Here is a 17,023-nt window from a genome sequence, read left to right on the forward strand (position 1 = left end):
TGGCGATTAAGTGGCGATGGTTTATATTACCCTCTAAATCACCTTATACTTCCCTGCCGAACTACCACCTATTACAGCGACTTCAGCGTTAACTTGTATCTCATCAACAACCGCGTTAGCAATAGCTTGTGCTAATACCGATGCTTGGGCATGCTCTCCAGTGATAACAATACCGCCCTTCACCATCTCTGCTTCAATCTTACTTTTTAATGCTGACTTACTTAATGCCATATTATTTCCCTGCAAAAACAGTAGTGGAGCCATCGACATGCGGCTTACCTGTGAACGGGCAAATGCTTGCACAGGTGATCACGCCAGTACCGCCATTTAATTTAATCGTGTCTGCATCTTGCGTTATATTCTTGGCTTTAATGACCTGGTCTTTTTTAATGGTGATAGTTTGCTGGCCGTTGATAGTTAGCGTGTCGTTTTGTTCAATGGTGTGGAGGCGGTCTTTCAATACGGTTAGCTGATCATTTAGACCGATCACAATATCGCGTAACTGCCCGATGATTTGCACCTGGTCGCCACCACTTATTAAATGCATATTGGCTAATGAGCCCAGGGTAATATCATCACCCGCCATCACTTCAAAGCCGCCTAACGTTTCAATTAACTTTTGACCTGCGATGTTTTCTTTACTGTGTTGCTCAACATTGAGTTCATGACTACCGAACGCCCCTAAATAGCGGTCGGCTTGCTGATGTTCTTCAAATGCGCGGCTTTCTTTTTTTTGGTCTGTAGTATCGGTTTTATTACCAGCGGCATCGATACGGTCGAATACTTCAGCCCGTTGCTGCTGTAATTGTTCACCCGGTTTAAAATCAGGTAGTGACCAGTCACAGCCTAAAATGGTGCGGATAAAAGGTCGGTCACTGCGCCCATAAGCAAAAGCAATTTCAACCATAGTGCCTGCAGCCGGTGTGCTTAATAATCCTTGCTCTGCACCACCAAAATGCACGGGCAGTGGCACCGCTTTATAGACCGGCACCTGAGTATCATATTCACCTTGTTCATTCAGCAATTGCACATCAACGGCAAAGCGTGGACGAAAAGCATTGTTCTCATCGCCCTGCGTGGCGTTATCAGTAATGGCCATGACTTTACCCAGCTGCGGTAAATGCAGGCCAGCAGCAAGTTCAGGAAACAGATAATTCATCTGCCTTTTTTTAGCCGGCGTATTATCACCATTTACCCAATAGAGCGTCATTTCATGACCGCTAAATTCAACTTTTATTAATCGGTGGCCATTGGCAATAACACCTGGGCGAATAGCAGGGATAACCGCCAGCTTCATGCTATTACCGCCGCGCTGCTCAACACTTAATGCAGCAGGTATCTCGATTGGCCGACTTGGCCAACGACTCTCACCGTAACTGCCCAAGTAAATATCACCGTCCGTTTGCTGATACCAACAAAAATCAGCGATAGAAAACGCATGCCCTATATTCTCAAGTACCTGGTAACCACTGCCCTGGGAAACGAAATGCGGAACCACGGTGTCCGTGTATTCTGCCTTTTCAGGCAGCACGAAATTAAGGCCCGTGTCATAGCTTAACTGAGCAACCACTTTCGCAACGCTCGCATGCTGAATACTGATAGGCCAGCGCATGGCGAGTAACCCTGATAACTCCCGCACCACAATGCGGGTATAACCCGTTTGAGCAACTTGCGCCTTGGTCACAACACCATAAAAGTATTGGCGCATGTCACCTTGATAACCGATATCAAACTTAACGAACTGTTTCTTTGCTACCGCGCCCTGCACCACAAAGGTCGCTCGACCACCGGCATTAAGTTCTAAAATGATATGTTCATCACTGAGTATTCGCGGCTCATCATCGATGAGTAAACGTTTATCTAACTTCATGCTAACCACGTATCAATCGATTTTAGCGTTTTGGCAAAGCCGGTGACTTCCGGCGTTTGTGCCTGGCTATCACTGACCGCCGCAGGGTGTGCTTTTGGCGTTACCTTTGCGGTATTCTCGGTCGTTTCGGTTTTGCCTTGGGGCTGATTTTCCGCGTCACGTTGGGCTTTCACTTCCGGTACCGACAAATACTCACGTAATGTGAAACTGACTCGCCATGCCATCAGGTTTTCTTGTTCATCCGATTTCACGCGGCCAGTGAAGCGCACCTGGCGAATTTTCATGGCTTTGGCCAGCTCGTTACTGATACGGTAAATTTTACGTTTACCGTCTTGAGTTTGCTGCGCCAATAACAATAACCGATTTAATATCTCTGGATTTTTAAACGATACCAGCCCGATAACAGCCATTTCCTTGCCTTTAATACCTTGCTCGGCGCTATCGGTATTCGCAGTCTGCCCGCTCATATCCGCATCTTTAATATCCATTGATAGATTGATGCGCGATGATTTTAAGGTCAGTAGCTCACCATCAAGTGCAATCTGAGTCATGAGAATAGCTCCGAAATAAAGGTTAACGGTGTTTGGCTAAGCAACAAGGCCGCAAAGGTATGGGTATGTTCATAACCTGGCGGTGTTGATTGCTGCAGCATTACATTTAATGCCTCGGGTGAGCCGTTAGTTGAAAATACCCGAACCTGGATGGCGCTTTGCTTTAGATTTTCAATCGCATCATGTAACTGCGTTAAATGCGCGGTGCGTTTCATCGCTAGCGCTTGGAGTTTAACAATCGGGGTTTGTCTATCTGCAGCGATACTGCCCAGTTGCGCAATCTGCGCCCCTTGCCAGTTGAGTACCTGGCGCAATGGCGCTGGGTTTAATGCACTGGCAGGTTTAAATAGCGGTTGTTTGGCGGTTAATGGCTGAGTGAATTTATCTTTATCTAATGTCAGCCCTCGCATAGCTCGGCGTGAAACCATCCCCAATTCAGGCAGCGCTAACACTTCAAATACTGCTTTAGTAGTGGCAGCGAACGCAGGTAGATTTTGCTCTGCAATCATTAGTCCTAATGCATAACAAGGTCCAGTTGGTCTGTTCTCATCACTGCTATCAAGTAATTTATCCGCCAGATGCTGAACTGCATTAGCCGGCGTTAAGTGATAGGCCGCATTGGCGACATTATCAGTTAAAAATAAATAGGGATGCACACTTAACACCTGTCCCTGGCATAACAAATTATCCAACTGGCCACGTAACGCCAGCAGATTTTCAGCCTCAACGCTTAATGCATGACGATTAAAGTTCACCTTGCCTGCAAGTGGCGTTAAACGATGAGCGGCCTGCGCCATAATACCAGCCACTTGCCCCAATACTTGTTCACTTTTATCCTGGATAGTTTGCCCACTCGCAGACCAGCTAAAATGTTGTGTTTCCCAAGTCATACTTGCCCCCGAAATAGTGCATTAAATAATTGAACGTCATCATGCCGTGCGCAGCCACATATAAACCGTTAAGTGCTTACCTCTCACATCTAACGTCGCATTAGCCACGCCTGTATCAGAGACCGAAACTGAGCCCGAAGGTCTACCTGCAGATGCAGGTTTAGAGTTAACAACTCTATGACCACTAGGCGCAACATTACCTGATATATAACTAGGCGTGAGATTGTTCCAACCACCGTATGCGTCAATACCATGTGAATGGTTTGGTAATTGATTACCACTAAATGAGGCAGTATGCCTATGCCTAGGAACTGGTACAGCTGGTGTATTCGTACCTGTAATTTTATTGACACCACTCGCCGTTTTGGTACTAAGTAAGGTCATGTCTGCCCCCTGCATCACCCATACACCAGGGTATCCATAGGTAGTAGGGTTCGCTACGTTAACCGTGATAAGTAAGTGGCCGACAGGAAATAACGTCTCAATCACACTTTGATTCACGGACGCATTCGCCCTATCTAGGGCTGCGATGGCTTTATCCATCGCGGTTTTAACAGCGGCGGCAACCGCATATTTAGTGGTACTAGCATCATTCGTTGCGCTTGTGGCGGGCCAGTTATTTACATGCCCTAAACCCACATGTGTTTTCGTTACACCATGTGGATTGCCTTTATCACCAACATGGGCAGCTAACGCGCTTTTTGCTGCCTTGGTGGAAATAGTGGCGTTAATGGCAGCGATTTCACTGTCATTACCTTGCAGTGCATCACCGAGCTCCTTAATCGTATCAAGTGCAGCAGCTGGCGCGCCGCCAAGTAATTGCGCCACGCGGTTATCTGTGTGTGTATTGGCATTACTTTCCGCTTTAACCGCGCGGTCATAGGCATTTTTAACCGCGTTAGACGTAGCCGCTTTTGTGATTGATGTGGAGGTAACACCATTTTCCAATTGCACAGCGCCGTAGCGTGATGTGGTTGCCGTCACATACGTCCACTTGCTGTTCGCTTTATCCATCGCCGCTTTAACTGCCGAGGGCGTGGCCGCTAATGTGGTGGCTATTGATGTGGTACTGGTTGATAGCTGCACGACCCCCGTGGCTGTTGTGCTGGCATTATCAATACTAAAGGTACGGTTAGCCGATAAATTACCGCCGCCCTTTAATGGTCCCGTTGTACTGATTGTGCGATTAGCAAATGCGGCTGTTATTTTTTTACTGATACCCCGCCAGAATTGCGTTAATTTGACGTGTTTATTTGCGCTACTTTCACTGTCGATTTCGACATTAGAGGCCGCATTATCTTTACGCTCGAGCGCAGGCGTTCCGCCTAATAAACGTTGGTCAATCACATGACCAGCACTGTTAATATCAGCGAGTTTTGTTAAATAATGCTGCAGACCCGTGCTATCTACATAGTCAGTTAATACCTGCGCTGACGCTTTAATGCTTACAACCGCTTGCCACTGACTGGTTAACCCACCTTGCAAACTGGCATCAAGGTAAATCCCCATGCCATTAGCCACATTACTGATAACCTGCTCTGCAGACGCATGACAGCGCAAGCCACCAACATAACCAGTCCCAGCTTTGGTTTTATAGCTGCTACCCGATTGAAATACCTGGTAACCAGCATTCAAAAATGATGCCTTGCCGTAGTGGTCAACATTCGCTAAACGCTCAGTGTTATCAATGCCCGTTAAGCGCGCCGTGAAATCAATCTGCCAAGTGGCCGCATTAACGGTTATCCCCGTGGCCTGTTGCGCGCCGATATAACTCATCATCATTGAGCGGGTAACAGAATTACCATTTTTAACACCCGCAACCGATTTGATTTTATTGATAGCCGGAATGTGACTGATAGCCGCCAGTACGTTTTGCTCTTTATTGCGCAGACCAATCCAGTTAAACGAAAAATCACCAATACCCGTGTCCATGATAAGCGAGTAGATAACACCGTTCGGACTCACAAAACCCGATTGAGTGACATCACCCGTAAACACAACTTGCGCCGTTGGGGGCAATGTTTCCGCTCTATCTATCGGTGTACTCGGGTCGAGCCCTGGTACATTTGCCAGCACAAATTCATCGAGTACGATTGATTTACCCGCTAATGCAAGCTGCGCTTTTAGCGTTTCAAACGCCAAGGTAATTGTCATTTGAGCCATTATTATTCCTCTAACATTGCCGCCAAACATTGGTGGTCCCAATCCAATGGCGATACAACTAAATTTAATTCAACAGGGCTTATCACTTGAAATTCATAGCGCCGACAAGTTCGCCCATAATGCTGAAGCAAGGCCGTCAGCAAGTCATAGTTTTCTGATAACTGCGCGTCGGTTAAGCGAATGGTCACAATGTCCCAATCTCGCCCCTGAGCCCGTTCATCAATTTCAACATGGCCAATACCCAAACGTTGAAATATGCGAATAAACCCCGCTGTGTCGCCAGAATCTTTTGCGTTAATAAACGCAAACTTAATACGCTTACGAAATAGCGCTATTGGCTCTGCATTAAAGCGCGTTATATCACGGCCCCAGGCAAGCGTAGGTAAAATACTTTCAGCGCAGGTTAAAGGGTCTAACTGAGCCAATGGCCACAGCAACCATAAACGTATTTTTTGCCAGTAATTCATCACCCCATTGGCAAGAAAGTACGGTTCTTTTAATGTTGCCGCTAAGGTATGACCGTCCATCCACCAAGGCACTTTGTGAGCAGGTAACGGCGCAGCCTGTTTATCGTGTTCAATCATGGATAATCACCACAGCCGTTAAGCGCGGAGTAACCAGCAAGTTGTCTATCTCGTCGACATTAAATTTAATGGTCGCTAAATCAGGCAATTGCTGATGTATTTCTTTGATGAGTAAACTGAATGAAAAAATCGATAATGGCAGAGTTCGAGTCACCTTTGCATAATCCGCCGTTTCACGAAACGCGGCCCGTATCATATCTTCGACATCACTTGCTAATGCAGTTTGCCGTGCTGGGCTTAAATTCGGCGCCGCCTTAATCGTTGCCTGTATCGCATGCTGTGTTTCAGGCATAACCAAACACAATAAATCATCACCATGGCCGTGATTACCCTCTTTCATCACATAATCATTTAGCTGTCTGATTAGCTGACTAGGCGTGCTTCCCACGGCCATTAAAATATACGCATTGGCCGTTGCAGGTCCACGCGGCGCGTCATGTTCAAAGTAAATTAAATCAGTACGAATGCCCGCGACACTCGCCAGCATAGCGCGATAGATAGAATCGATATGAAAACGGCCAACTGAACTAAACTGATTACGAATGCGCAACGCCAGTTCATCATCCATTTCAGTATTAGCGCCAAGGGAGGTGATCCAATCCACCGGATTACTGACATGGGTGATACCACTGATGCTTTTGGGCAAAATTGAAAAGTAACCCGCAGGCAGATTAAAAGCGTTGCCGGCATTAACCGCATCACAAAGCACCAAACCACTGGCTTGCCCTGCGGGGATCAATACATCTGCAATCACCCGTAATTGATAGACAGTATTTTCAATACGGTCCGTTTCTATCACCGTTCCGGCCACAATAATCACTGGGTTCTCAGGCTTTTCTTTAAAGAAAGTCACGCCACCTCGGGTGAACGTGGCAGGTTTGCGATCTAAATCGACTTCCCACGCTTTTAAATCCAAATAAATATTTTTAGCCGTGGCGGTAAAAGCGTTCGGTAATACGTAATTAGCCAATAAATTGTTAATGAGCCACAATGACGGCGCAATCACCACCGCATTAATCACCCGCCAAAATGGTGACATGCGGCTATCGTTACTGACTTTACTGCCCGCCGCTTCAACCTCTTTTTCCAATTCAAGTGCCAGTGCTGTTTCCGTTGTAGGTATACCTTCTGCTGCAATTAAGCGTTGGAAATCAACTTGTGGACGTTCATTCATAACGTTACCCCGAGTGCTAATTCACCAAATTTAACGGTTGTGGCGCGTAACATGATCGCACCGGCACTTTGCTCTAACGCTGACGCTGAACCAGGCTCAATACGCAGGTCTATTTCGATTAACATTTCAATGCGTGTCAACACGTCCTCGCGCAAGGTGCGGTTACGTTCGGCTTGCAGCAGACGCACTAACCCACTTTCTAACACCGCATGCTTCACATCTTGGGCAATGCTCATAATATCGTTGGTATAACGTGGCTGCTGGCCTGCATCAAAATCAACACCGCCCTGGTTAACTAACAGGTCTATATAATATTTATCGGTCATTGCGTGTCCATTTCATCCCATTCTTGCAACTGCGCGCGGGTAAACGGCTGCTCTTGTTTAATGTGAATATCACCCGTATGTGTCGATTTACTGCCATTACCCTGCATGGCTTTTGCCATGACCGGCATGTAACCCTGCGATGGCACCTGCGCCGTTTGGCCACCTTGTAAATAGCGGCTAATCGGTCGGTTAATTCTTTCGCGGTTCGCCTTTTGATTACCGATGTTTAATGATTCAACATCTGGCATTAACGGTTCTTTTATCCGCGATTCAATTTCAATACCAGGTATCATATTGATTTTATCAATCAACCAATCAAGGCCGTCACCGAGTAAATCAAACACCGATAAATCACCTAAATAACCCGTAAAATCGGCCCAGCCTTGCGCCATTAAACCAAACACCATCATGGCTTGCTGTCCAACAAGGATGAATGGCTGCGCTAAAAATAAAATGGCGGTGAACAAGTGAGATATGACAGTCGACACACCCGTTGCAATTTGCTGCCAGCCGCTCATCACAGAATCAGTAATACCTGTAAATAACGCAGGGATAGTGCCCAGAACGGTAAGCGCTGCAGCGGGTCCATCAACCAACAAGCTAAAGAATGCTTTGATACTGGTGAACACCATCTGAAATGGCAGCAATAACGCACTCACGCCAGCGCCAATCAATGCCCACGCGCCGGATGCAATAGACACATAACCAGCGAACAGACCTGAAAAGAAAGTGGAAAGCACATTGAAACCACTCATAATGCCTTTCATGAACTCGGTGTTTAACAAAGCTAACGTGAATATGTTCCAGGCAAACACTAGATCATTAAATACCGACATAACCACCTCACCCACGGCCGTGAACAGTTGCCCGATTTGGTTAAATATCCAAATTTTATTTAGTGCGGCTATCAGCTCATCCCAATAAACGATGATGCCAATAATGGCGACACCTAATGCGATAATACCGGCAACAATCAGCAAGACAGGATTCGCTGTCATCATCATGTTCAAGCCAAGAAACGCGCCTTTCATCCACGTTAACCCCGTGCTTGCGACTGCCATGACGCTACTCATTATCACCACTGCTGAGCCCCAACCTGCAGTCACCAATGTCGATAAACCAACTATCAGATTCCAAGCGGCTAATGCGCCAGCGCCACCGATAATCGCCAGCGCGGCATACCCTAAGTAGGTCGTTATATGAGGGAACATCTGTGTCCATTCCAGTAACGTGCCGATGCCATTAGCCATCGCGCCAACAACCCCATTAATGGATGGTAATATGAGGCCAAACACACCCGCGCGGATGGCATACCAACTGGCATCAAGCCTTTCCCATTGGTCCGTCATCGCGCCAGCCATGCTTTCAGCTTTTCCCATGCCTTTAACATCACCAAGCGTTTCGATACTACTTGCAAGGCCATCCGTGTCGGCCATTAATAACTTGATCATGCTTACCGCTTCATCACTACCAAATGCTTTTTTCAAGGAGTCACTTTCAGCGACATCAAAAGTTTCGCCAAACCGACCTTTTAATTTGCCTAAGATGTCATACATTGGCAACATCGCGCCCTGGCTATCAGTGAACGATAAATTCAACTCGTCTTGCGCTTTGCCCACCCCTGCTAGAAACGCTTTATATTGCGTACCCGCTTGGCTACCAGACATTGTCGATTGCAACGTGCCAAGGATAGCCATTTGCTCATTCATGCCAATACCAGACGCCGTCGCATTCGCGCCGATACTCGTAAATGCATCACTCATGCCCTTACCTGTGGTTTTAAACATCTCCACTGATTGAGCGGTCATGCCTGCCACTTGTTTAGACCAAATACCCGTGCCCATCATGTCAGCTTGGTTTTTAAACACGCCGTACATCGTGCCCATGTAGCTAGTGATGGTCGCGGTATCTGCTTTGGTTGCAGCGGCGAGCACCGCCGAGCTTTTGGTAATATCCGCCAGTTCATCACCGCTAATATTGCCAAAGGCTGACTTGATATCATAAGCAGCCTCAACAACTTCAGTCGCAGATTTACCGTATTCGGCAGAAAACCCTAGCGCCGTTTGCTGTAATTTTTGTAAGTCAGCATCCACAACGCCGAGTGATTTAACTTCACCAAGCACACGGTCCATTTCAATCGCCGGCATCAATGCACTTTGTACAGCAAAACCAGCAGCGACCAATCCCGCAGTGCCGCCCGCCATTTTGTCCCAACCAATACGCCCTGCATCCGCCGTTTGAGTAATGGTATTTTCAATACTGTGCAATGGGCTAGTAGCCTGGTCAATCAAGCCAACCGTCATCATTAAACTGTCCATATGGGCACTCATGAATAACTACTCTCCGTTCAATGCTTTTGCGATACCATTGGCAACTGCAATGGTGTGTTTTTCAGTTTGGGATTTATCGAGCCAAAGCGCCCTGGCATAACTTTCAGTATCATCAGGCGCGTGCGGCAAATAAAAAGCCTTTAAGGTAAATATTTGCTCTAACTCGTTACGCTCAATGGCCTTGGCACGGTTTATTAGTTTTTTACTTCAATTTCTAAACCACTTTCAAAGTGCTCATTTACTTTATGCAAAACACGCATCACTGCGCCAGGCAGCTGTAACACTTCATCCAGTGCCGATTTATCTTCTTTATGCACCACGCGGCGCAGATAATTGGTTGCTGGTGCCACTTTGTCGTTAGGTAGCATTTCATTAATGTACTTGTTGTACGCGGCCAGTGAAGGTTCAAAACGTAGTTCTTTACCCGCTACACCTAATGTGATCACTTTATTTGTCATGCTGCATTATTTCCTTTAAGTAAGTTGTAAATTCGATCGAATCCCGAGTCCATGTTGCGTTCAACACGGTCGCCTAATTCTTTAACGTCATCTTTCGTTGCATAGGTTTCAGCAACGTGTGTTTTATGGTCGGCTAAATCAGCTGATACCTTCGATAACCAGGTGATAACGGCGCCACTAATAACCACCACCAACATTGCTACTGCGGCAATTGCAGCGACCCAAGTTGACATTCAAACCTCGCTTATTTCTTCAGTTCTAACTGTTTGGATTTATCCGCGCTGCTGCGACTGCTCCCTAACCAAAATGCCACCGCAGTACCAAATGCCCCCAATACCGAGCCCGCCGTCATGATGATCACCTGGTCATATGCCTTAGGGGGTTCAAAGGCAAACAACGCGATAAACATGCCTGACACCATCAGCGCAAGCATGATTGTCATCACGCTTGGCATCCAATGGTCTTTATGCTCTACGCGCGCATTCTGCGTGTCTGCCAATTCAGCTTTACGCTCATCCAATGCAACGGCTGATGCTTGCAATGCTAATTTTTTCAGTGATACCCGCTCTTCACTTTCAAGTCGACGAATAGCAACGAGTGCTTCAGGGTTTTGTTTAATGGCTTGTTCAATCGCAGCCGGTGTATTTTCTACCCCTAAGGCATTGGCAAGTAACCCGCCAACCGCCGCTCCAGCAGGCCCACCGATTAAGGTGCCCACTAATGGCGCGGCGCTACCGATTAATGCTTTAATATTTTCCCACATGGTTAATCCTTCGTTATTGAAATACTGACAATCTCACCAGCGAATTCAGCCATCAGGGCAGAAAAGGCCGCGGTTGAATTCAATACAGCCCATTCGCCATGCACAAAACCAAACTCAACACCCGGTGCCAAGCAGCCTTCTAAATCCTGCGGTGAATTAGCTTTGTGTATCAAAATATGCGTGCGCAAACTTGGGCCATAACGACTAACACCAAGTTCCGGCGCTTCAAGTGCATAACAAGTACCGAACTTTGGTGACTCATGCACCATGGCCATATAAGTCCCTTCCACAATGCAAGAGCTCGATGCCTTGTTATTCAGCATCGGCCGCTCGGCGAAGCAACACACTTTGCTGCCATCTTCGCGGTGCAATATTGAATAGGTGCCATGCTCAAAGTAACGGCGTTTTAATGAAAAATGTTTCATCGCTTTCCCTTATCTGCCAACGCTTGGCAGTGAGTACAAAATTGACAACCTTTGACGGCGTCTTGTCGTGCTTTGGGAATGTCAGAACCACATTCATTGCATACCTCGGCGCTCTGTAACTGAGTCTGCTTAGGCTGATTTTTAAAGTGGTTCGTCAATGCCATGGCGGTTTGTTTTATTTCCAATGCGCTAGCACTATCAAAAATATCCATCCACCTAGCCTCTCAGGTCGCGCGTATCTTCTTTACTCAAATAAGGTACGCCGTCAATGTTGATAAAATCAGGACTCGTCACCAAGGCTTTTACTTTGTGCGTTGTCTTGTCGGATGATGACGGGTCAATATCTAAGATACTTTCGAGTAAGATCTTAACGCCGAACACTTCAATAGTGAGCTCTTCGCCGCCCGCATTGCCATAAAATAGGCAATCATGGGTTTCAATCCCGCGCCAACTGCCTGCACTTTTTGCGGCTTGACCCAACAGTTTAAAATTCTTGGTATCAAGTTCATATTCAAGGTCGGCGCTGACGGCTCCATCGGTATAACCATCGGGTACACCGCGCGTGGTTGAAACAGCGGAATCATCCGATATGGATACCGATGCTTTTTCAACATGGATAACGGTACCGAAAATATCAATATCGAAATTCATGCCACTTAAACGTTTGCTCATGCTGCATCTCCTGGATTGCTAAGGTCTAACATCAAGTTAGCGACAATGTTTTTAGGGCAATCATAAGGCTTGGCCTTAATATAAATGGTCACCTTATTGCGACTAACCCACGTGATAACAATTGCATCATCTGATGGTGGTTGTATTTCACCTGGGAACATCTGCACGCCAACCGTGGTGCTTTTTGACATTTCACGCAGTGGGCGGGCGTAACGGTTTTGCGCTGATTTAGTGCTAAACGGGGTACTGTTAAATGAACGGTCGCCCAAATCAGCAATGCATAACACCCGCACTCGACGTGCTACCTTGTCGATAACGCGGCGGTTTTCAACCACCTGGTAATCGCCCCCTTCAGCATCTAACATGCGGCCATCAGCCCAATAAACACCATCAACATCGGGATACCAGCACGGTACTGACAAGCGGTTTTTCTCTAGGGTTTGCAGTGTGGCCGAGCCCAACGTAACGCCATCTTTATCAACGGGCAGTTTAACGCTACCGATTAAGGCACCCGTTTTAACGCGGCACGGTGAATCAGCAATTGATACGCTGCGATTGCACAAACGCCCCATTAATTTACCCAGGGCATCAGGGAACACTTGCGCGATGAGCATGACGCCGTCAGCGGCGACCGTGTCTTGAATGGCCACGGTTGCGGCTTCATAATCTGACCAGACTTGTGTATCTTTATCAATTTCAGGGGTACACAACGCCACGAACTGCCAGCGGCCATATTTGGCAATCAGGGTATGGTATAACGTCTGCGCGGCGGTAATAGTGGCTTTGTCTGATGTGGGTTCGCACAATACAATCGCTTCAAAGCTTTGGGTTTCTTGCGCTTTAAGCGCTGCTTCATTCCATTTTTCAGCCGCCGCCATGACATACACGGCGGCGCTCCAATTCTGGCCAGCATTCTCCATGGCCGCTTTTACATTACGTTTCAGAGCGGAGTCAACTACGCCAAGCAGCGATTCAAAATCACTGTCGGTATTGACCGACAATAATTTACCGGTATTCGTCACGCCCAGGCCGATGAACAAAAAGTGGCGCTCCACTTCAGTTACCGGACCTTGCTTTTGATTGAGTGTATTAACTTGAACTGTCGGCCACATTAGCGCTATTCCTTCTCTAATTCTGCGGTGATGAAATTTGTAATATCTTCTACATTGGCACCTAAAAGTTGGCGCTCAGGCAGCTTAATTTCCCAACTCGATTGCGCGGTTTTATCTTTAAGTGCTCTGATTATCAATCCTGCCTGCCCGGTTGTTAGATTCTCAACAATCCATTTAATCGTGGGCTTTTTACGTTTGCTTTTACCTTTACGCTTACCTTGGCGTTTAGCGGCAATGGAGTAGCCCAGTTCCCTTAAGCGTTTAGCCTGCAATCGTGTTGGCTTATCACCATAACTCGGTCTGCCGTATACCCTTCTTGCCTTGGCTGCGTTCCACTTTTCCGTTGTACCGTATTGATGCTGACTGGCTATCTTGCCCGCGACACCAGGGAAAAATAACGTGGCATGATTGGCGGTCGTTTTTGTTTTTAATTGTTTGCCCATTTTGCGCATCATTTTTTTATCACCAGCACTGCGGTGTTTCCAACGTCGACCATCTGGGTCTTTATTTTCTCGTATATTTTTTCTATTCTGCTTGGCTAAGTGCCGGCTTAACTTCCGTAATATTTTGAGCCGCTTTTCAGCCGGTAAGGTCATGAGTTTTAATTGCTGTTGAACGCTTAATATTTCACGCTCTAATATCGATACTCTGATCACGTATCACTTCCGATAGGTGATGAGGGATTATTCCCCGAAATAATATCGCCATGTTCAGCAACCCATATTTCATACGGCGCGACTTTCCACTTTTTACCATCCCACTCAATCGGTCCATCAAGGGACTCAACAACCATGAACGGCTCTCGAAACTCGACTTCAATGACCATTTCCACGCAGTCTTCACTTTCTGGCTCAATGTCTGCCGTCGGGTCTGGTAATTTGAATTTTTCACGGTGGGTATCACAATCCATCAACCACGCCATGATTGATGCCAGCACAATTTCAGGCGCACATTTTTTAAAGGGAAAACGCTCAAAGCTCAGTACCGCTTTATAAGATAAATGACCGATATCACGGCCATTACCATACTCTTTTGGCGCTAAAATCAGTTCGACATCTTCCATCCATGAATCAAAGTGCTTGTGCAATGGTTTAGGCACAACTTTATTAATGCACTGGGTTAAGCCTTTTAAGTAATAACCTGCTGAGTATTGGCTCTCTTCACTCATAACAATTCAACTCCCGCACTGCGTTTACCTTTAATGGTGCGAATATGCTGTAAACTTTCAGCTAATAAACTGTCTTTGGTTTCTGATTCAGTTTGAGTTACGTTCTCTCCGGCATCACGCATTTGCGTTGTGGAAAACTCGGGTAACAATTCTGCTTTAGCGCGCGCATACACGGCTTTTTCATACAAAATAACGAGCATGTTCTTATCCGAGATACTCGGACCGCCCACCACATCAACCGCGCGGTTAATATCGTTACTCTCATAATCAGATTTAACGCTAACCAGTTCAATGTTGATTTGGGCAATGGCAGATACAACCGAAGTTGCGATCGTCTCTTTGTCCATGTCCACCGGTACACTGCGACGTTTTTCAAAATCACCGGCATTAATGTTCGGCCAAAAACCATCATTGGTAATGCAAGTATCTTGTTGCTCTGTATCCGTCTTGCCACTAAACATATGTCACTCACTTTCAATGGGTCGGCTCTAGCCACTGCGATAAGGTACCTATTTCACTACTGTGAATAAGACCAACGCAGCCGAGCCGGTGGCGCGAGAGTCGTTACAATTCTTTTTACAAATACGGTCAATAAACTAAATCTCGGTTTCTTTTCCGATAACTGTTGCGATTTCTCTGACCATTTTTTTAACGCCCGCTTTATCGTTTAACGCGGTGGCTTTCACGCCATAGGTATAAGCATTACCGAAGTTAAAAACGACTTGCTCTAACTTAGCGGTCATGGCGTATAGCTTGCCGCCAATCAATTCGCTTAACGGCCATTTATGCGTACCTCGCAACTGGATAAACTGGATGAATAAGTTAATCACTTGGCTACGTTCCACCGCGTCACGGCCTTGACTTAAGTGTTTAGCCCCTTCGTCATAAAGCTGGTCTATCAAAAAGGTTGGCCAATCTTGCGTACTAAAACGACCAGGTAACCGCTGATTTTGAGCGACTAACAAAGGCACAAATTCAAAGGCCGTTTGCCAATGTCCAAGGTCAACAAGCCAAATCACCACCCAAGCCAGTACCATGTTCTGATGGTTGGTGCCTTGCGCTTGATAACGGCGTAAGTAATCCAGGTATTGATGGTTCTCAATCGCCTGCGCCTTGTATGCAAGTTTGTCTTCCATATGAGAAAACTTTTTAAGTTGAGTAAGGTCGGAATCCATGGCCGCTTTGAAAAAATCAAATTCATCCATAATGCGCTCGCTACGACTTGGTTGGATTACTTCGACCTTGCCATGCTTCACTATCACTGAGACAGATTGATCAGGACCGTTTGCCATATCCACACCGATAATCGCGGCACGGGTTTTACACTGATTTCGTTTGACTATGCTCATGTTAAAAAACTCTCTGTTTAGTAAATTACTGGCTTACCGTGATAAGCCAGTACGACATTTAATTCTGCTTATTCAAGTTACTAATTTAAAACTGACTAAGACCAAACCCAATGCGCAGGGTTAGCGGCATCAAAGTCACCCGCTGCAACAGCTGGATCTTTCTTTTTATCCAGCTTCACGCTAGTCGCTTCAAAAAAGGCGATCTTTTCCATGTCGTTGATGTAGTAACAATCATTACGTGATTGGTAATCTTCAACGCGTTTCTTCTTGGCGTTATTTTCAATCGATGTACGTGTTGAACCCGACTGCACGTAATGGCAAAGATTGTCGAACGAGGTGATCAAGATGCCACGCTCAGCAAAGAACGGGACCTTATACGCCTTCAAACCACCGAATGTTTCAATGATCTGCTCAAGTTCAATTTTGTCTTTTTCACTGGGGGTATGCGCTTGTTTGGCATAGAGCTTGTTCTTCTCTTTGGATAACAGCTCGTCACCAATAATCGCCACTAAGCCAATGCGTTTATGCGCAGGGATAGCTTGCAGTAAATCATGCACGGCTTGATCAAGGTTTTCATAATCACCGCCGGCGCCAATACGGATCTCACCGTCTTTTTGCTCACCATCAGCAAAGACATTAGCGGCATTGTCACGGCGAACCAGCTGCAGCCAGCCGATATTCACATCTTCCATCATTGGATAAGTCGCAATATCCGTGAACTTAGCCGCGCTGGTACCGTTCCAACCAATTTTGATTATATCCAGTGCAATGGCTTGGCGAACATGGGCACGAAAGCGATTGTGAAAATCTGGGAATTTCGCCCACATATCCATGCGTTGCCACGTAATGTGGGTATCACATTCAACCGCGTAACAACGATATTCACGGTCGGTTAAACCTAACGGGTCTTTGGTGCTACGGCTTTTAGTTTCATCCGTTTCAACACCAGCGCGACCAGTGACGCCACCACTAATACCGGCAGTGATAGAGCTACCGACTAAATCATCAACCATTTGCGTATCGATGCGCTGTAAGAATTCAGCACTTTGATATACCTGGTCATACAAGGTTTGTTCAATCGACGGCTCGACACTGAACTGTTCAGAGACAGAAGCGACCCCATAATTGACCGCTAATGCAGACACAACCGCGGCAAAAATCTGTGTTGTTTTAAGCTTCATTAATTTG

General features: G+C 46.4%; 21 protein-coding genes. All 21 read right to left on the bottom strand.

The window, feature by feature from the left end:
* Nucleotides 1-33 precede the first annotated feature (33 nt).
* A complete protein-coding gene (locus CXF93_RS12190; RefSeq protein ID WP_101062767.1) occupies nucleotides 34-231 on the bottom strand; it encodes a hypothetical protein in 198 nt (65 codons plus the stop codon).
* Between the two features lies 1 nt (nucleotide 232).
* Nucleotides 233-1,870: a hypothetical protein gene (locus tag CXF93_RS12195; RefSeq protein WP_101062768.1), complete on the bottom strand. Its 1,638-nt coding sequence runs from the start codon at nucleotides 1,868-1,870 to the stop codon at nucleotides 233-235.
* Nucleotides 1,867-2,421, bottom strand: a complete 555-nt coding sequence (locus CXF93_RS12200) for a hypothetical protein (protein ID WP_101062769.1) — start codon at nucleotides 2,419-2,421, stop codon at nucleotides 1,867-1,869. Before CXF93_RS12200 ends, CXF93_RS12195 begins: the two co-directional genes overlap by 4 nt.
* The gene (locus tag CXF93_RS12205) at nucleotides 2,418-3,311 is read right to left on the bottom strand and encodes a hypothetical protein (protein ID WP_101062770.1); all 894 of its coding nucleotides are present in this window, start codon (nucleotides 3,309-3,311) and stop codon (nucleotides 2,418-2,420) included. Before CXF93_RS12205 ends, CXF93_RS12200 begins: the two co-directional genes overlap by 4 nt.
* A 39-nt stretch (nucleotides 3,312-3,350) precedes the next feature.
* Nucleotides 3,351-5,474, bottom strand: a complete 2,124-nt coding sequence (locus CXF93_RS12210; protein ID WP_198551652.1) for a phage tail protein — start codon at nucleotides 5,472-5,474, stop codon at nucleotides 3,351-3,353.
* A gap of 2 nt (nucleotides 5,475-5,476) precedes the next feature.
* The gene (locus CXF93_RS12215; RefSeq protein WP_101062772.1) at nucleotides 5,477-6,058 is read right to left on the bottom strand and encodes a phage tail protein; all 582 of its coding nucleotides are present in this window, start codon (nucleotides 6,056-6,058) and stop codon (nucleotides 5,477-5,479) included.
* On the bottom strand, nucleotides 6,051-7,232 hold the full coding sequence (locus tag CXF93_RS12220; protein ID WP_101062773.1) for a baseplate J/gp47 family protein: 1,182 nt from the start codon (nucleotides 7,230-7,232) through the stop codon (nucleotides 6,051-6,053). Before CXF93_RS12220 ends, CXF93_RS12215 begins: the two co-directional genes overlap by 8 nt.
* Entirely contained in the window at nucleotides 7,229-7,558 is a 330-nt protein-coding gene (locus CXF93_RS12225; RefSeq protein ID WP_101062774.1) for a DUF2590 family protein, read from the bottom strand. The genes CXF93_RS12220 and CXF93_RS12225 overlap by 4 nt, the downstream gene beginning before the upstream one ends.
* A complete protein-coding gene (locus CXF93_RS22130; RefSeq protein WP_232784191.1) occupies nucleotides 7,555-9,888 on the bottom strand; it encodes a phage tail tape measure protein in 2,334 nt (777 codons plus the stop codon). Before CXF93_RS22130 ends, CXF93_RS12225 begins: the two co-directional genes overlap by 4 nt.
* Nucleotides 9,889-10,082: 194 nt before the next feature.
* Complete coding sequence (locus CXF93_RS12235; protein ID WP_101062775.1) at nucleotides 10,083-10,346, bottom strand: putative phage tail assembly chaperone; 264 nt, start codon at nucleotides 10,344-10,346, stop codon at nucleotides 10,083-10,085.
* On the bottom strand, nucleotides 10,343-10,579 hold the full coding sequence (locus CXF93_RS12240) for a hypothetical protein (protein ID WP_101062776.1): 237 nt from the start codon (nucleotides 10,577-10,579) through the stop codon (nucleotides 10,343-10,345). Before CXF93_RS12240 ends, CXF93_RS12235 begins: the two co-directional genes overlap by 4 nt.
* A gap of 11 nt (nucleotides 10,580-10,590) precedes the next feature.
* Complete coding sequence (locus CXF93_RS12245; RefSeq protein WP_101062777.1) at nucleotides 10,591-11,109, bottom strand: hypothetical protein; 519 nt, start codon at nucleotides 11,107-11,109, stop codon at nucleotides 10,591-10,593.
* A 2-nt stretch (nucleotides 11,110-11,111) separates the two neighbouring features.
* Nucleotides 11,112-11,534 carry a DUF5675 family protein gene (locus CXF93_RS12250; protein ID WP_101062778.1) on the bottom strand — a complete coding sequence of 141 codons (423 nt, stop codon included), beginning with the start codon at nucleotides 11,532-11,534 and terminating at the stop codon, nucleotides 11,112-11,114.
* Entirely contained in the window at nucleotides 11,531-11,746 is a 216-nt protein-coding gene (locus CXF93_RS22475) for a TraR/DksA C4-type zinc finger protein (RefSeq protein ID WP_101062779.1), read from the bottom strand. The genes CXF93_RS12250 and CXF93_RS22475 overlap by 4 nt, the downstream gene beginning before the upstream one ends.
* A gap of 4 nt (nucleotides 11,747-11,750) precedes the next feature.
* Nucleotides 11,751-12,206, bottom strand: a complete 456-nt coding sequence (locus CXF93_RS12260) for a phage protein (RefSeq protein ID WP_101062780.1) — start codon at nucleotides 12,204-12,206, stop codon at nucleotides 11,751-11,753.
* Entirely contained in the window at nucleotides 12,203-13,318 is a 1,116-nt protein-coding gene (locus CXF93_RS12265; RefSeq protein WP_101062781.1) for a DUF2586 domain-containing protein, read from the bottom strand. Before CXF93_RS12265 ends, CXF93_RS12260 begins: the two co-directional genes overlap by 4 nt.
* Before the next feature lie 5 nt (nucleotides 13,319-13,323).
* Complete coding sequence (locus CXF93_RS12270; protein ID WP_101062782.1) at nucleotides 13,324-13,974, bottom strand: phage virion morphogenesis protein; 651 nt, start codon at nucleotides 13,972-13,974, stop codon at nucleotides 13,324-13,326.
* Nucleotides 13,971-14,486 (bottom strand): phage tail protein, encoded by a 516-nt coding sequence (locus CXF93_RS12275; RefSeq protein WP_101062783.1) that lies wholly within the window; start codon nucleotides 14,484-14,486, stop codon nucleotides 13,971-13,973. Before CXF93_RS12275 ends, CXF93_RS12270 begins: the two co-directional genes overlap by 4 nt.
* Nucleotides 14,483-14,947, bottom strand: coding sequence for a head completion/stabilization protein (locus CXF93_RS12280; protein WP_101062784.1), 465 nt, complete (start codon nucleotides 14,945-14,947; stop codon nucleotides 14,483-14,485). Before CXF93_RS12280 ends, CXF93_RS12275 begins: the two co-directional genes overlap by 4 nt.
* Nucleotides 14,948-15,082: 135 nt before the next feature.
* The gene (gene gpM, locus CXF93_RS12285; RefSeq protein ID WP_101062785.1) at nucleotides 15,083-15,835 is read right to left on the bottom strand and encodes a phage terminase small subunit; all 753 of its coding nucleotides are present in this window, start codon (nucleotides 15,833-15,835) and stop codon (nucleotides 15,083-15,085) included.
* 95 nt (nucleotides 15,836-15,930) lie between these two features.
* A complete protein-coding gene (locus tag CXF93_RS12290; protein WP_101062786.1) occupies nucleotides 15,931-17,016 on the bottom strand; it encodes a phage major capsid protein, P2 family in 1,086 nt (361 codons plus the stop codon).
* Between the last annotated feature and the right edge of the window lie 7 nt (nucleotides 17,017-17,023).

This window comes from Moritella sp. Urea-trap-13 (assembly GCF_002836355.1).
Lineage (GTDB): Bacteria > Pseudomonadota > Gammaproteobacteria > Enterobacterales > Moritellaceae > Moritella.

Bases quoted from the DNA above. Each gene is read 5' to 3' on its own strand.
- CXF93_RS12190 (WP_101062767.1), bottom strand. From the start codon at position 231: ATGGCATTAAGTAAGTCAGCATTAAAAAGTAAGATTGAAGCAGAGATG.
- CXF93_RS12290 (WP_101062786.1), bottom strand. From the start codon at position 17,016: ATGAAGCTTAAAACAACACAGATTTTTGCCGCGGTTGTGTCTGCATTA.
- CXF93_RS12220 (WP_101062773.1), bottom strand. From the start codon at position 7,232: ATGAATGAACGTCCACAAGTTGATTTCCAACGCTTAATTGCAGCAGAA.
- CXF93_RS12205 (WP_101062770.1), bottom strand. From the start codon at position 3,311: ATGACTTGGGAAACACAACATTTTAGCTGGTCTGCGAGTGGGCAAACT.
- CXF93_RS12245 (WP_101062777.1), bottom strand. From the start codon at position 11,109: ATGTGGGAAAATATTAAAGCATTAATCGGTAGCGCCGCGCCATTAGTG.
- CXF93_RS12200 (WP_101062769.1), bottom strand. From the start codon at position 2,421: ATGACTCAGATTGCACTTGATGGTGAGCTACTGACCTTAAAATCATCG.
- CXF93_RS12235 (WP_101062775.1), bottom strand. From the start codon at position 10,346: ATGACAAATAAAGTGATCACATTAGGTGTAGCGGGTAAAGAACTACGT.
- CXF93_RS12265 (WP_101062781.1), bottom strand. From the start codon at position 13,318: ATGTGGCCGACAGTTCAAGTTAATACACTCAATCAAAAGCAAGGTCCG.
- CXF93_RS12210 (WP_198551652.1), bottom strand. From the start codon at position 5,474: ATGGCTCAAATGACAATTACCTTGGCGTTTGAAACGCTAAAAGCGCAG.
- CXF93_RS12280 (WP_101062784.1), bottom strand. From the start codon at position 14,947: ATGTTTAGTGGCAAGACGGATACAGAGCAACAAGATACTTGCATTACC.
- CXF93_RS12240 (WP_101062776.1), bottom strand. From the start codon at position 10,579: ATGTCAACTTGGGTCGCTGCAATTGCCGCAGTAGCAATGTTGGTGGTG.
- gpM (WP_101062785.1), bottom strand. From the start codon at position 15,835: ATGAGCATAGTCAAACGAAATCAGTGTAAAACCCGTGCCGCGATTATC.
- CXF93_RS12225 (WP_101062774.1), bottom strand. From the start codon at position 7,558: ATGACCGATAAATATTATATAGACCTGTTAGTTAACCAGGGCGGTGTT.
- CXF93_RS12250 (WP_101062778.1), bottom strand. From the start codon at position 11,534: ATGAAACATTTTTCATTAAAACGCCGTTACTTTGAGCATGGCACCTAT.
- CXF93_RS12260 (WP_101062780.1), bottom strand. From the start codon at position 12,206: ATGAGCAAACGTTTAAGTGGCATGAATTTCGATATTGATATTTTCGGT.
- CXF93_RS12275 (WP_101062783.1), bottom strand. From the start codon at position 14,486: ATGAGTGAAGAGAGCCAATACTCAGCAGGTTATTACTTAAAAGGCTTA.
- CXF93_RS22130 (WP_232784191.1), bottom strand. From the start codon at position 9,888: ATGAGTGCCCATATGGACAGTTTAATGATGACGGTTGGCTTGATTGAC.
- CXF93_RS12215 (WP_101062772.1), bottom strand. From the start codon at position 6,058: ATGATTGAACACGATAAACAGGCTGCGCCGTTACCTGCTCACAAAGTG.
- CXF93_RS12195 (WP_101062768.1), bottom strand. From the start codon at position 1,870: ATGAAGTTAGATAAACGTTTACTCATCGATGATGAGCCGCGAATACTC.
- CXF93_RS22475 (WP_101062779.1), bottom strand. From the start codon at position 11,746: ATGGATATTTTTGATAGTGCTAGCGCATTGGAAATAAAACAAACCGCC.